Source organism: Streptomyces sp. NBC_00690, assembly GCF_036226685.1.
In the GTDB taxonomy this organism is placed as follows: Bacteria; Actinomycetota; Actinomycetes; order Streptomycetales; family Streptomycetaceae; genus Streptomyces.
In genome coordinates this window covers 3720778-3733385 of sequence record NZ_CP109009.1, presented here as the reverse complement: position 1 = coordinate 3733385, position 12608 = coordinate 3720778, and the positions used below count along the sequence as shown (strand labels likewise).

Genomic DNA, 12608 nt, shown 5'->3' with positions numbered 1-12608 from the left:
GCGCACATGGGCCCCTGCGGCCCCACTCGCCCGAAGACCCCCGACCGGGAACGGCACCAGCATGAGTAGCCAAGCCAGGCTCACACACATCGACGAGGCGGGTGCGGCCCGTATGGTCGACGTCTCCGAGAAGGAGATCACCGCCCGCACCGCACGCGCCAGCGGCCGGGTGCGGGTGTCGTCCCGCGTGGTGGAACTGTTGCGCGGCGAGGGCGTCCCCAAGGGGGATGCACTGGCCACCGCCCGTATCGCCGGGATCATGGGGGCCAAGCGGACTCCCGAACTGATTCCGCTCTGCCATCCCCTCGCGGTCTCCGGTGTCACCCTCGACCTCTCCGTCGCCGACGACGCAGTGGAGATCACGGCCACCGTGAAGACCACCGACCGGACCGGCGTCGAGATGGAAGCACTGACCGCCGTGTCCGTGGCCGCCCTCACCATCGTGGACATGGTGAAGGCCGTCGACAAGTCGGCTGTGATCACCGATGTGCGCGTGGAGGAGAAGACGGGCGGCAAGTCAGGTACCTGGAGCCGGTCGTGAGCCGGGTACCGCGCGCCGGCGAGGTGCACAGCCACAGCCATGGGCCGGCAGCCGAAGTCCCCGTCCAGCCGCCCCCCGCCCGTCGAGCGCTGGTGATCACCGCCTCCAACCGGGCCGCCCGCGGTGTGTACGACGACACCACCGGGCCCCTGCTGGTCGAGGGCCTCGCGGGGCTCGGCTTCAGCGTCGACGGACCTCGGGTGGTGCCCGACGGCGACCCCGTCCAGGAGGCCCTGCGCTCCGCGGTCGCCGAGCGGTACGACGTCGTCCTCACCACGGGCGGCACCGGAATCTCACCCACCGACCGCACCCCTGAGGCGACCCGGTCCGTACTCGACTTTGAGATCCCTGGCATCCCCGAGGCCATCCGGGCACACGGCCTGGCCAAGACGCCGACCGCGGCGCTCTCCCGGGGACTCGCCGGTGTGGCGGAACGAACCCTGATCGTCAATCTGCCCGGCTCGACCGGCGGAGTGCGTGACGGCCTCACTGTCCTGGAACGACTCCTGTCGCACGCGGTGGACCAACTCCACGGCGGCGACCACCCCAGACCTGCCGGGAGCCCGAGCTGAACACGTCCTGGCCGGTGGTGCTGGCGGACGGCGATGTGGTCCTCCGCCCGATAAAGCTGCGCGACCAGCGTGCCTGGCGCGAGGTCAACCGGCGCAACCGCGACTGGCTGCGCCCTTGGGAGGCGACCATCCCACCGCCCGTTCCGGGTGCCCCGCTCGCCCAGCGCCCGACCTACCGCCAAATGGTCCGCCATCTGCGCGCCGAGGCGAACTCGGGCCGGATGCTGCCCTTCGTCATCGAGTACCGGGGCCGCCTGGTAGGACAATTGACCGTTGCGGGGATCACCTGGGGCTCCATGTGTTCAGGCCATGTGGGCTACTGGGTGGACCAGGAGGTCGCGGGCCGGGGGGTGATGCCGACGGCCGTCGCCCTCGCCGTCGACCACTGCTTCCTCTCGATCGGTCTGCACCGGATGGAGGTCTGCATCCGTCCTGAGAACAACCCGAGCCGTCGAGTCGTGGAGAAACTCGGATTCCGCGAAGAGGGTTTGCGCCCCCGCTATCTCCATATCGACGGTGGGTGGCGGGACCATCTGGTCTTCGCGTTGACGTCCGAGGAGGTTCCCGATGGGCTGCTGCACCGCTGGCACCGGGCCCGACCGGGCACACCGCGCTAAATAAAATAAATGTTCGAATACACGCGAGGGTGACCATCTTGTGATCTGAACATTCGCAAAAAAGTCCGTGATATCAGCGGGATCGGGCGACACACCGGGCCAATTGGCGGATGCCCTTGCAAGAATCCCTCTACGGTGTGACCGTGAGCAGCAGCGGCCTCATCTATGCAGTCATCGTCGGGGCCTGGGCCGCCTATCTGGTGCCGATGTGGCTCCGCAGGCAGGACGAGTTGAACGAAGCTCGTCCGACGGAACGCTTCTCCACCGCCATCCGGCTGCTGTCCGGACGGGGTGCGATGGAGCGCCGGTACGCCAAGGAGCTACGGGAGCGCACGGAGACGCAGCCCCCTTCCGACGTCGACCCGGATGCCGTCACGGATCGATTGAGTTCCGTAGACGTCCGGGCCTTCGCCGCGCCCCGCACGGAGGTGAGGGTGCCGGCCCCGGCCGTCGCCGAGCCGCCCGCACCGGCTCGGCAGCGCCCGCGCCCCAGCCGGGCCGCGACCGAGCGTGCGCGACGCAGCAAGGTCCTCGCCCGCCGCCGTCGCACCACCGTGCTGCTCTTCCTGGCCTTCACCTTCGGAGCCATCGCCGCCGCGGTCGGTGGTCTCGGCCTGCTCTGGGTGCCGGCCGTCCCGGCGGTTCTGCTGAGCGTGTACATCATGTATCTGCGCGCCCAGGAGCGTCGGCGGTTCGTGGTCGTGATGGACCGCCGTCAAGCCGAAGCCGCCGCGGCCCGGCTGCGCGACAATCGCCCCCGTCGCCAGCAGCCCGCGCCGCCCCCGGCGCGCCATGAGGTCCCCGACGCCCGTGGCCCTCACCATCTCCACAACCCTCGCGGCGATGACTCCGCACCCCGCCCTGAGCCGGCCCCGGTCTCCCCCCAGGAGGCCGGCCGCCGCGCGCTCGTGGAGCAGACGGACCATGCGGAATGGGTCGACCAGCAGCGCGACCGAGGCCCGGCCGGCGGTGACAGCTGGGACCCGGTCCCGGTCCCCCTGCCGACGTACGTCACGGCCCCGGTTGCTCCCCGGGCGACCTCCGGAGTCGATATGAATGACCCCGAGACCTGGAGCTCGGCCCGCTCTTCCACGGCCGACCCGACCCCCCTCCCGGACGACCCGGCCAACCGTCACGCCCCACCACCCCGCCGCACCACCCGCGACCGTGGCCGCACCCCGCTTTTCGACCAGTACGCGGATGACGATCGCCCCCGCGCGGCCAACGAATGACGCAACGCACAGCCCACGAATGACACGAACGGGACCCTGGTGACCAGCCCGGGAACGGATTTCCAGGCACGCGGATGGGGATGCTAGAGTTTCACTCGTTGCAAGGGCCTGTGGCGCAGTCTGGTAGCGCACCTCGTTCGCATCGAGGGGGTCTGGGGTTCAAATCCCCACAGGTCCACCGCACGACTGTTCTTGAGCTAGCTCGGGGATGGTTGACGGGTTCCCGTACGATCTTTGATCGGGCGGGATTTCGTCGTTTCTGGGGGTTGTTCGAGGCGGTGTCCGAATGAGGCCGGAGTTCGGAGACGGATGTCTGATAGCCGATGGCCTGAAGTTCGGGGTGGTTCGGATGCGTGGGGCGTTCTGGGGCTGCCGGCGGGCGGGCGGGATCTCGGTGTGGTGTTGAGGTCTCAGGCCATCGCGCGGGTCTCGGACCGACCCGTGGGAGGAGGCAACCCTGTGGCGTCGGGCGGCCGTGGTGTAGGTCCGGTGAGCGTGGGGCCTTCGTGAGTGGTGGTGGCCGCTCCTGCGCTGGTGGTCTGTTGCCAGGTGAAGAGGATGTGCAGGTTGATGCTGCAGATCATCAGCGCGAGCAGGGTGGTCTGCGCGACCCGTCCGTGAGCGAGCCGTTTTGCGGGGTTGGAGATGTCGATGCCGTGGCTTTTGGCTCTGCCGTTGAGGCCCTCGATGTTTGCCCGCTCGGGCCGGTAGGCGGCTTGCCAGGTGGGGTGGAGGTAGTGGCGGTCCTGCCGGAACTTGTCCATTTTGCCGAGGTCACCGGGGCGGACAGTGATCGTGGGCTTCTGGCAGATCCGTGGCAGCTCCTTTTCCGGCAGAGGCCGCAGCCGTTCGCCTTGGGAGATCGGAACCGTGGGTTTGGCTGCGGTGTGTGCGGTGGTGGCCCGCCTGTTGGTGAGGTTCACCATGGCCGGCCGGGGTGCCGGGATGCGGTGGACCTGGTTGAAGCGCGGCCATGCCACGCCGGGCGAGGGGCCGCTGGCCGGGCATTGGAGCCTGAGACCATTCACGGAATTGAGTCTCCACCGACCCCGGAACGGTTCACTCGCAGTTCAGGAGGACGGTGCGTCCAGGTTCGGCTTCCGCCTCACCTCAGTCACGGACACGCTCTCGTCTGCGGGGGCGCCGAAGGGTTCCGCGATCACGCCTGTTCCGGTGCCGATGACTTCCACTGCCAGGCTGGAGCCCATGAACCGAAGGTCCACTCGGGCGCGCGGGTCGCCGCCGAGGTCGGGCATCTTGTGGATGCGGTCGGTACGGTATCCGGCGGAGACAATGGTCTGCTGAAGTGTGCTGTAGGTGGTGTGCGGCTCTCCGGCTGCTTTGGTGGTCAGGCGCTCGGCGTGCTTGGCGGCGGCGCACTTTTCGATTTCGCCGAGTTCGACTTCCTGTGGTGGGCCGGACTGCATGGGCTTGTCGGGCATCTCACCTGACTCATCGACGGGGATGGGTATGTCGCCGTTCGCGTCAGGTGTCCCGGCGGGCTTGTCGGTGCGGGGGGCTACACCGCTGGGGATGCCGCCGGGCAGTGTCCCGGGATCTGGTGCGGCGCCGCTGCCGCTGGGGGCGTCGGGGGAGCATTCGCGCGCGAACTTGTTGAGGATGTCGAGGAACTGCTTCTCGGTGGGCTGCCGGGCGGGTGAGGCGGAGACCTGGGAGCCGACCGGGGTGGTGGATGTGGATAAGGCCGTCTGGGTGCCGCAGGCGGTCAGGGCGAGGGAGGCCGCAGCCGCTATGACCACGGACGCAGTGAAGCGAATTGATGGCATAGATCAATCTTTGCCACACGCTCACATGGGGCGCATGAGCATGCGTACTCATGCCTTGATCACGGGCCAAAAGTAGTCGTCGAGATCTGTGGACCGAAGGTGACGTCCGGGTCGGATCAGGCGGGCTTGGTGCTGGTCATGACGGGGTGGGTCTCCTGTCGGTGCCCTCTCAGGCTCACCTGCCGAAGCGGGAAGTCTCACCCAAGGCTGACAGAGAGGGACTCGATGACCGTCCCAGGACCATTCGGCAAGGTACCCCTTTCGCGGGCAAGGCTTCGGCGTAGTCGCGTGATGTCCGGTTCGTAATCATGTGAGGCCGAGGCAGGCGGGGGACGGCGAGGGTCGCGGGCATTGGAAAGTTAAGGCCGAACCGGCCTCCCTTGGGAAGTGATCATGAGCAACCTGGGAATCGATCTCCAGGCCGCCCTATCGGCCCAGGTCAATGGCGCTCGTGAACGCCTCACCGCGGCTCAGAGCCCCTGTCGGGGAGATCCGACAGGGGCTCTTTGGCGTTGCGCGGCGGGAAAGCACAGCAAATACTTCGGTTCCCTCTGGGCGGGCACCCAAATGCCTGCCCCACTTCCGCAGCGCCTTGCGCGTCGCTTCCGAAAAAACGTGTGTGGAGCTCCAGGTCAGGCCCGGCACCTCACCACGCCGGAAGCTCAGGCCCAGGGCCTGTCCGGTGGATCGGATACTGCCGGACAGGCCCTGGGCTCGGAAGGGCTTAGCGCTTGAGCGTGAAGGTGAAGTCGCCCGAGAGCTTGCCGCTCAGACGGACTGTCGATACGAGGTTCCCCTCGGTGATCAGTCTCTCGGTCTCGGCTCGCGATAAGCCGAAGCCCTCCGCGATCAGTCGCACCGGCCGCACAGGAATCCGCGCGGCGAAACGGACCGAGACCTCGATCGCCTCACCCTCCGACCGATGCGGCTGATCCGGCCCGCCGCTGTCGAGGTGCCAGGCGTTGTCCCAGTCGAGGGCGATGCGATTGCGGCGCCGTACGATCGGGTCCTGGAGTAGTCCAGCCGCCAGGCAGAGATCGTTGCCGTGGAGCAGGTGCAGGAGCTCAGGTCGTACGGAACGTACGTTCATCCGCTCCAGGACGGTGAGCTTGGTGGTGTCCCCGCACACCGTGCACAGCGCGAGGAGCCAGGCGTCAAGGAGCTTGTGGTTCGCGTTGACGCGGAATTTGCCGTTCGCTCGGAAGCGCCCTGAGGCGCACCTGTGGCAACGGCGGAGAACTATGGGCAGGCAGGTGGGCACAACCACCCAGGTTTTGGACACAGAAACACACCGGTTCCAGTGAGAAGACCGCAGCGAAAAGGAGCACGGCGCACAGGTGCGACGCGCGACGGTTCAGCGCTCGGGGGTTCTCACTTGGTGTACAACGGCACGTCCTTGACAGGGCGACTGCGGGCGGCAGCACGGTAGCGTCGCACGGGGGCACGGCTCCACTGATTTTTGGCCGCCCACGCCGAGCGACTCGTCAACACCCAATCCTGGGAGCCCTGGTGGGGCAGAGGCGTCAGTTGCCCGACACGGCCTGACGGTCCTTCAAGGCGCGTGCCTTCGCGTTCTCGATGTGCTCCCGCATCCGGTCGGCGGCAACCGTGGCATCGCCCGCGGCCAGTGCCTCGTAGATGGCGGTGTGGTCGCGCGCCGGTGACTCCGCGTCGGACGAGCCGAGTTCGGCGAAGAGCCGGAAGCGTTGCACATGGCCGCTCAGCGAGCGGTAGGCGGACTCCAGGAAGGGATTGGCCGACTGTTTGGCGATCAGGAAGTGGAAGCGTTCGTCGGCCGACAGATAGGCACGTACCGAGCCGCCTCCCGTCGTACAGCCCCGCAACTCCTCGATGCTGTCGGCGACCTCCTGGAGGAACTCGGGGGTGGTCCGACGGCCCGCCTCGTAGGTGAGGGCCGGCTCCAGCACCAATCTTGCGTCCATCAGCTTGATCAGCTCGGCTTCGCTGAAGAGCGGGGCGACACGGTAGCCCTTGAGTGCCTCGCGGTGTACCAGGCCGGTGTGTTCGAGCCGGGCGAGCGCCTCTCGCAGGGGGGTCTGGCTGACGTTCAGCTCGCGGGAGAGTGCGCCGATGTTGAGCGGCCGGCCCGGTGACCACAGTCCGTCCATGAACTGCCCGAGCAGCACTTCGTACATCTGATCGGCCAAGGGTTGCCGATCGGACGGGCGCGTCGCCATACGAGTCTCCTTTGTCGCCCGATGGTAACGCGGGCCCTCTTCCTCTCGATCACCCGTAACAGCATCGCTATAGTGATTTAACAAATCCTATACTATAGTCCGAGCCTCACTGGCCGTGCCCCCGCAGAACGCAGAGGACCCTCATGACGCAGCCCCCCAAGGAACGTGCGCTTCGTGTACTCGTGACAACGCCGTATCTGGAGCCCGGTGGCGCGGTCGACCGCATCCTTCGGGACGCCGGCCTGGAGACGGTCTTCGCCCGGCGCGTCGACCGAGAGGCCGCCGGGACCACACTGGCGGAGTGCGTCGCGGATGTGGCGGGCGTCGTCGCCGGCACCGACTCGTTCTCCGCCGAGGTCATCGAAGCGGCACCCGGACTGCGCATCCTCAGCCGCTGCGGCGTCGGCTACGACAACATCGACGTCATGGCGGCGACCCGACATGGAGTCGCGGTCACCATCACCCCGGGGACCAATCGCGTATCGGTTGCCGAACACGTCCTGGCGCTGATGTTGAACTGCGCCCGGCGCATCCCGCAGAACCTCGCCGCCGTGCGCGGTGGCGGCTGGACGCAGGAGAGCGGCCGAGAACTGCACGGTACGACGCTCGGGGTCGTCGGCCTCGGCTCCATCGGCAAGACCGTCGCCCGCGCGGCACTCGCCCTCGGCATGCGGGTCGTCGCCCATGACCCCTGGTTGGACGAGGACTTCCTGAAGGAGACCGGCGTTCAGGCGCGTTCCCTCGACGACGTACTGGCCGAGGCCGACTTCCTCACCCTCCACATCTCGCTGGACGAGACCACCCGACATCTGATCGACGCCGTCGCACTGCGCCGAATGAAGCCCGACGCGTATCTGATCAACACCGCTCGGGGCGGAGTCGTGGACGAGGACGCCCTCGCCGACGCGATCGAGGCGGGCCGGCTGGCAGGCGCAGCGCTGGATGTGGCCGAGCAGGAACCACTGCCCGCCAACAGCAGGCTGCGCGCCCTCGACAGCGTCATGGTGACCGCACACATCGGCGCCGCCACGGTCGAGGCCCGTGCCAGATCCGGCGCCATGGCCGCCCGACAGGTGATCGAACTGCTCGCCGGCCGCACCCCGGAGCACCTGGTCAACCCCGACTGCGCCAGCGTCGGCGCCGGAGCACGCTGATGCGGGCGCCGAACGGACTGCGCTTCGACGCCAACCTCAAGTGGCTGTTCACCGAAGTCCCCTTCGAGCAACGCTTCGACGCCGCTGCCGCCGCCGGTTTCACCGCCGTCGAGTACGCCGACCCCTACCCGTATCCGGCCGCGCGACTGCGTCGGCGCCTGGCCGACGCCGGACTGCACCAGGTGCTGATCAATGCGCCGATGGGCGAGCCCGGTTCACCTGAGCGGGCGGGCGTCGCCTGTCTGCCCGGCCGTACCGACCAGTTCCGTACCGATCTGGAGCGCGGGCTCGACTACGCCGTCGAGTTGGGCAGCGAGTTTCTGCATGTACTGGGTGGTGTACGGCCGGCCGACGTCAGCCACGACCGTGCCTTCGCCACCTTCGTCGCCAATCTGGCCTGGGCCGTCGAGCGGGCGCGAGGCACGGGTGTGTGTCTGGTCCTGGAGGCACAGAACGCCCGTGATGTGCCCGGCTTCCTGCTGGACACCCAGGCGCGGGCCGCCGCGGTCGTGGAAGCGCTCGGCGGGGACGGGATCGGACTGCTCCTGGACCTCTACCACGTACAGGTCCAGGAGGGTGACCTCGTCTCGACGCTGCGCGAACAACTGCCCCGGGTGCGGCACATCCAGATCGCCGACCCACCGGACCGCACCGAGCCGGGCAGCGGCGAGATCTCCTGGCAGCGGGTCTTCGGCACCCTGCTGGACGCCTCGTACCCGGGCTGGATCGGCTGCGAATACCGCCCGGCGAACGGCACGGTGAACGGTCTCTCCTGGCTCGCCGAGCACGCCGGAGCAGCGGTGACCATGGCAGAGGGTAGAGCCCGATGAGCGGGGGAGCGGCGGACCGCGCCCGCGCACCGCGGATCGCACTGATCAGTGCCACTCCCACCGCCATCGCCCCGGCGGTCGCGGGGCTGGCCGAGGAGTTCCCAGCGGCCGAGCCCTGGAATCTGCTGGACGATCGGCTGCTGGCCGATGCGCCTCAGGACGGCCCGCTGCCGCCGACCCTCGTGGACCGGATGGGCCGACTGATCGGCCACGCCCTGGCCGGTGGGGCCGACGGAGTGCTGCTGACCTGTTCGCTGTACGGCGCGGTCACCGAAACGGTCGAGACCCCGGTTCCGCTCCTCCCGCCCGACAAGGCGGCCTTCGAGCAGGCGTTGGCGCTGTCATCGGGCGGCGGTCGAGTGCTGGTGCTCGCCTCCTTCGAGGCCGCGATGCGGGACTCGGTGACGCGCTTCACGGCCGCCGCCGTGGCAGCCGGCTCGGCGACCGAACCGATCGGCGTGGTCGCTCCCGCCGCCTTCGACGCGGCCCGCGAGGGGGACATCTCCGCGCTCTTCGACGCGCTGCGGAATGCGTGCCTGCCGCACATCGCCGACGCCGATGCGGTACTGCTCGCCCAGTACTCGCTGGCACCCGCGGCAGCGCCGCTCTCCACCGCGCTGGGGGTGCCCGTCGTCTCCGGCCCCCGGGCCGCGGCAGCAGCCCTGCGCTCGACACTCACCGGGGGATCCCTGTGAACCAGCGACACAACACACCCCTGGCGGCGTGGACCCGCGGGCCCGCTCCGCTCGGGGTCATCGCCGACGACTTCACCGGCGCGACGGATGTCGCTGTGGCACTGCGCCGCGCCGGACTGCGGACCCTGTTGTTCTTCGGTGTGCCGGACCGTACGAGTGAAGGGGCGTACGGGTCCGAAGCGGCCCGGCTGCCCGAGCACGAGGCACTCGTCGTCGCCCTGAAGAGCCGCATGGTGCCCGTAGCTGACGCGGTCGCCTCGTCCCTGGGCGCGCTGGAGTGGCTGCGCGAACAGGGCGCGGGGCAGATCTACTTCAAGTTCTGCTCGACCTTCGACTCGACCCCGCGCGGCAACATCGGTCCGGTCCTGGACCGGCTGGCCGAGGCGACGGGCGCCGACACCGTGCCGCTGACACCGAGTTCGCCGGAACATCTGCGCACCCAGTACCAGGGCTATCTGTTCGTGGACGAGCTGCTGCTCGGCGAATCGCATATGCGCGACCACCCGGTGACCCCCATGAGGGACTCGTATCTGCCCAGGCTGCTGCGGTCGCAGACCCGCGAGCAGGTGGCCTTGATCGGGCTCGGAACGGTACGGGAGGGCGAGGCGGCGGTACGTGCCGCGCTGGCGGGTGCCGGGGCGCGCGGCGCGCGCTATGTCCTCGCCGACGGCATCGACGAGAGCGATCTACGCACGCTCGGCCGGGCCGCCCTCGGCTCGCCGCTCGTCGCCGGCGCCGCCGGACTGGCTGCCGGACTGGCGCACGCACATGCCGAGGAACGCGCAGGTCACCCACCGGGCGCCGGGTGGGAGGAGACCGGTGCCGAGACGAAGGCCCCGGACACCTGGGAGGCAGTGGGCAGGTCGGCCGCCGTACTGAGCGGGAGCTGTTCGCGCCGCACCCTGGAGCAGCTCACGGCACTCACTGACGCGGGCAGACCCGCTTACCACCTGGATGTGGTGGCGACACCTGATCCCATGGCGCTCGCCGATGCCGCTCTCGCCTGGTACGACGCACTCCCCAGCGGTGGTGGCGCACCTGTCCTGTACTCCTCGGCCGCCCCCGAGGAACTGCGCGAGGTACAGCGGGTGCTGGGGGTGGAGCGGTCGGCCGCCGTGCTGGAGGAAGCGACGGGGCTTGTCGCAGCCGGGCTGGTGGAGCGCGGGGTGAGTCGACTGGTCGCCGCCGGAGGCGAGACTTCCGGCGCTGTCGTCGCCGCGCTCGGGGTCACCGGCGCACACGTCGGCGCGGAGGCCGCACGAGGGGTGCCATGGATCCATCCGCTGGGCGATCGCCCCCTGGCGCTACTGCTCAAGTCCGGCAATTTCGGTGGCCCCGGCCTGCTCCTCGACGCCTCCGCGTCCCCCGCGGAACGGGCGGATTCCCCGTGAGCGGGCGAGATGACATGAGCCGTCGACGTGACATGGGTGGGCAGGGCGACCTGAGCGGGCGAGCCGACATGGGTGGGCAGGGCGACCTGAGCGGGCGAGGCGACGATGCCGAGCGGGGCCGCCTCATCACCACCGCGCGAGCCATCGCCGCCCGTTCCCTGACACACGGCAGCACGGGCAATGTCTCGGTACGCGCCGGTGAGCACATCCTGGTGACCCCCACGGGGTCGAGTCTGGCCACCGTGCGCGCCGCGGAACTCTCGGTCATCGACGCGGACGGAGCCCATGTCGGCGGACCCAGGCCCTCCAAGGAGGCGTTCCTGCATGCCGCGATGCTCCGAGCCAGGCCGGACGCCGGCGCCGTGGTGCACACCCACTCCACACACGCGGCGGCCGTCTCCTGCCTGGCCCAACTCGATCGACACGATGTCCTGCCGCCGCTGACCGCCTACTACGCGATGCGCGTCGGCACCCTCCCGATGCTGCCGTACTTCGCCCCCGGCGACAGCCGGATGGCCGGCGCCGTCGAAGCATCGGCCCAAGACCATGCGGCGCTCCTCCTGAGCAACCACGGACCGGTCGCCGCCGCGGCCGACCTGGATCGCGCCCTGGAGATGGCCGAGGAGATCGAGGAGACGGCGAAGCTCTTCCTCCTGCTGCGCGGCGCCCGCACCAGCCCGCTGACCGAGGCCCAACGCACTGCGCTGCGCCCCGCCACCCACTGACCCACCCCCCCAATCAGCCCGGGGAACCCGAACGGACACCGCGGGACATGCGCCCGGGAGCACCCGTTCCCCCACCCTTGTGAAAGGACAAAGATGTCCGCGGAAAAACCGCAAACGGTGTCGCTCTTCAGCGCTCTGGCGGTGAAAAGGGCCCTCGATGACATCGTTCTCACGGCGTTCACAGCGGAGACCGGAACGGCCGTCGACACCGTCTACGACCCGACGAACGTGCTGTTGCGAAGGATCGAGGAGGGCGCCCGGCCGGAGGTCATGGTCGGAGTGACCGGTGCGTTCCCGGCACTGTGCGAGGCGGGGGTGATCGACCGGACCTCGGTGCGGAGCATCGCCCGGGTCGGGATCGGTCTGGCCGTGCCACCCGGCGCCGAGCCGCCCGCCATCGACACGGTCGACGCGCTGGTTGCCGCGCTTCGCTCGGCGCGCTCGGTCGCCTACTCGCGCACCGGGGCCAGCGGGGTCCACTTCGCCGGGCTGCTGGAGCGGCTCGGCATAGCGGACGAGGTGAACGCCCGGGCCACCGTCGTGGAGAAGGGCTTCACAGCGCTGGCCGTGGTCGACGGCAGGGCCGATCTGGCCGTACAGCAGCTGAGCGAACTGCTGTTCGTGCCCCAGGCCCGAGTGGTGGGGCCGCTGCCGGACGGGGCCCAGCACTTCACTGAACTGTCAGCGGCGCTGGGCACCGCGGCGGTCGAGCGGGCCGAGGCCCGTGCTCTGCACACGTTCCTCACCGGGAAGGAGGCGGGAGATGCCTACCGAAGAGCTGGACTGGAAGCACTGCCACTGGATTGAGCCGTACGCGGCCGAAGGCACGCCCACCGCTCCTTGTCCCGCCCGTCGCAGGAGACGCC

The 12608-nt window shown here is 69.2% G+C and carries 14 protein-coding genes and 1 tRNA gene; 11 read left to right on the top strand and 4 right to left on the bottom strand.

What is annotated here, in order from left to right; all coding sequences use genetic code 11:
* Positions 1–61 precede the first annotated feature (61 nt).
* From moaC to OID54_RS16345, 5 genes are all read left to right on the top strand, one after another.
* Positions 62–541 carry a cyclic pyranopterin monophosphate synthase MoaC gene (gene moaC / locus OID54_RS16365; RefSeq protein ID WP_329020276.1) on the top strand — a complete coding sequence of 160 codons (480 nt, stop codon included), beginning with the start codon at positions 62–64 and terminating at the stop codon, positions 539–541.
* A gap of 23 nt (positions 542–564) precedes the next feature.
* Positions 565–1113: a MogA/MoaB family molybdenum cofactor biosynthesis protein gene (locus tag OID54_RS16360; protein WP_329027553.1), complete on the top strand. Its 549-nt coding sequence runs from the start codon at positions 565–567 to the stop codon at positions 1111–1113.
* A 14-nt stretch (positions 1114–1127) separates the two neighbouring features.
* Positions 1128–1730 (top strand): GNAT family N-acetyltransferase, encoded by a 603-nt coding sequence (locus OID54_RS16355; RefSeq protein WP_329020273.1) that lies wholly within the window; start codon positions 1128–1130, stop codon positions 1728–1730.
* A gap of 143 nt (positions 1731–1873) precedes the next feature.
* Positions 1874–2962: a divisome protein SepX/GlpR gene (gene sepX, locus OID54_RS16350; RefSeq protein WP_329020270.1), complete on the top strand. Its 1089-nt coding sequence runs from the start codon at positions 1874–1876 to the stop codon at positions 2960–2962.
* Positions 2963–3066: 104 nt separating this feature from the next.
* A tRNA-Ala gene (locus OID54_RS16345) sits at positions 3067–3140 on the top strand.
* A 232-nt stretch (positions 3141–3372) separates the two neighbouring features.
* On the opposite strand, the gene OID54_RS16340 is transcribed toward OID54_RS16345, so the two are convergent.
* From OID54_RS16340 to OID54_RS16325, 4 genes are all read right to left on the bottom strand, one after another.
* Positions 3373–3990 carry a hypothetical protein gene (locus OID54_RS16340; RefSeq protein WP_329020267.1) on the bottom strand — a complete coding sequence of 206 codons (618 nt, stop codon included), beginning with the start codon at positions 3988–3990 and terminating at the stop codon, positions 3373–3375.
* Between the two features lie 42 nt (positions 3991–4032).
* Positions 4033–4749, bottom strand: coding sequence for a hypothetical protein (locus OID54_RS16335; RefSeq protein WP_329020264.1), 717 nt, complete (start codon positions 4747–4749; stop codon positions 4033–4035).
* A gap of 724 nt (positions 4750–5473) precedes the next feature.
* Entirely contained in the window at positions 5474–6031 is a 558-nt protein-coding gene (locus tag OID54_RS16330) for a DUF1062 domain-containing protein (RefSeq protein ID WP_329020261.1), read from the bottom strand.
* 241 nt (positions 6032–6272) lie between these two features.
* Positions 6273–6947, bottom strand: coding sequence for a GntR family transcriptional regulator (locus OID54_RS16325; protein WP_329020259.1), 675 nt, complete (start codon positions 6945–6947; stop codon positions 6273–6275).
* A 143-nt stretch (positions 6948–7090) separates the two neighbouring features.
* Between OID54_RS16325 and OID54_RS16320 the strand changes: the two genes are divergently transcribed.
* The 6 genes from OID54_RS16320 to OID54_RS16295 all read left to right on the top strand — a co-directional run bounded on the left by OID54_RS16320 (position 7091) and on the right by OID54_RS16295 (position 12549).
* Positions 7091–8101 (top strand): phosphoglycerate dehydrogenase, encoded by a 1011-nt coding sequence (locus tag OID54_RS16320; protein WP_329020257.1) that lies wholly within the window; start codon positions 7091–7093, stop codon positions 8099–8101.
* On the top strand, positions 8101–8931 hold the full coding sequence (locus OID54_RS16315; protein WP_329020256.1) for a hydroxypyruvate isomerase family protein: 831 nt from the start codon (positions 8101–8103) through the stop codon (positions 8929–8931). The genes OID54_RS16320 and OID54_RS16315 overlap by 1 nt, the downstream gene beginning before the upstream one ends.
* Positions 8928–9626: an aspartate/glutamate racemase family protein gene (locus OID54_RS16310; RefSeq protein WP_329020254.1), complete on the top strand. Its 699-nt coding sequence runs from the start codon at positions 8928–8930 to the stop codon at positions 9624–9626. The genes OID54_RS16315 and OID54_RS16310 overlap by 4 nt, the downstream gene beginning before the upstream one ends.
* Positions 9623–11017: a 3-oxo-tetronate kinase gene (gene otnK, locus OID54_RS16305; protein ID WP_329020252.1), complete on the top strand. Its 1395-nt coding sequence runs from the start codon at positions 9623–9625 to the stop codon at positions 11015–11017. The genes OID54_RS16310 and otnK overlap by 4 nt, the downstream gene beginning before the upstream one ends.
* Positions 11018–11031: 14 nt before the next feature.
* A complete protein-coding gene (locus tag OID54_RS16300) occupies positions 11032–11742 on the top strand; it encodes a class II aldolase/adducin family protein (RefSeq protein ID WP_329020250.1) in 711 nt (236 codons plus the stop codon).
* A gap of 93 nt (positions 11743–11835) precedes the next feature.
* Positions 11836–12549 (top strand): molybdate ABC transporter substrate-binding protein, encoded by a 714-nt coding sequence (locus tag OID54_RS16295; RefSeq protein ID WP_329020248.1) that lies wholly within the window; start codon positions 11836–11838, stop codon positions 12547–12549.
* Positions 12550–12608 lie beyond the last annotated feature (59 nt).

Bases quoted from the DNA above. Each gene is read 5' to 3' on its own strand.
- moaC (WP_329020276.1), top strand. From the start codon at position 62: ATGAGTAGCCAAGCCAGGCTCACACACATCGACGAGGCGGGTGCGGCC.
- OID54_RS16335 (WP_329020264.1), bottom strand. From the start codon at position 4,749: ATGCCATCAATTCGCTTCACTGCGTCCGTGGTCATAGCGGCTGCGGCC.
- OID54_RS16325 (WP_329020259.1), bottom strand. From the start codon at position 6,947: ATGGCGACGCGCCCGTCCGATCGGCAACCCTTGGCCGATCAGATGTAC.
- OID54_RS16320 (WP_329020257.1), top strand. From the start codon at position 7,091: ATGACGCAGCCCCCCAAGGAACGTGCGCTTCGTGTACTCGTGACAACG.
- OID54_RS16315 (WP_329020256.1), top strand. From the start codon at position 8,101: ATGCGGGCGCCGAACGGACTGCGCTTCGACGCCAACCTCAAGTGGCTG.
- OID54_RS16310 (WP_329020254.1), top strand. From the start codon at position 8,928: ATGAGCGGGGGAGCGGCGGACCGCGCCCGCGCACCGCGGATCGCACTG.
- OID54_RS16300 (WP_329020250.1), top strand. From the start codon at position 11,032: ATGAGCCGTCGACGTGACATGGGTGGGCAGGGCGACCTGAGCGGGCGA.
- OID54_RS16295 (WP_329020248.1), top strand. From the start codon at position 11,836: ATGTCCGCGGAAAAACCGCAAACGGTGTCGCTCTTCAGCGCTCTGGCG.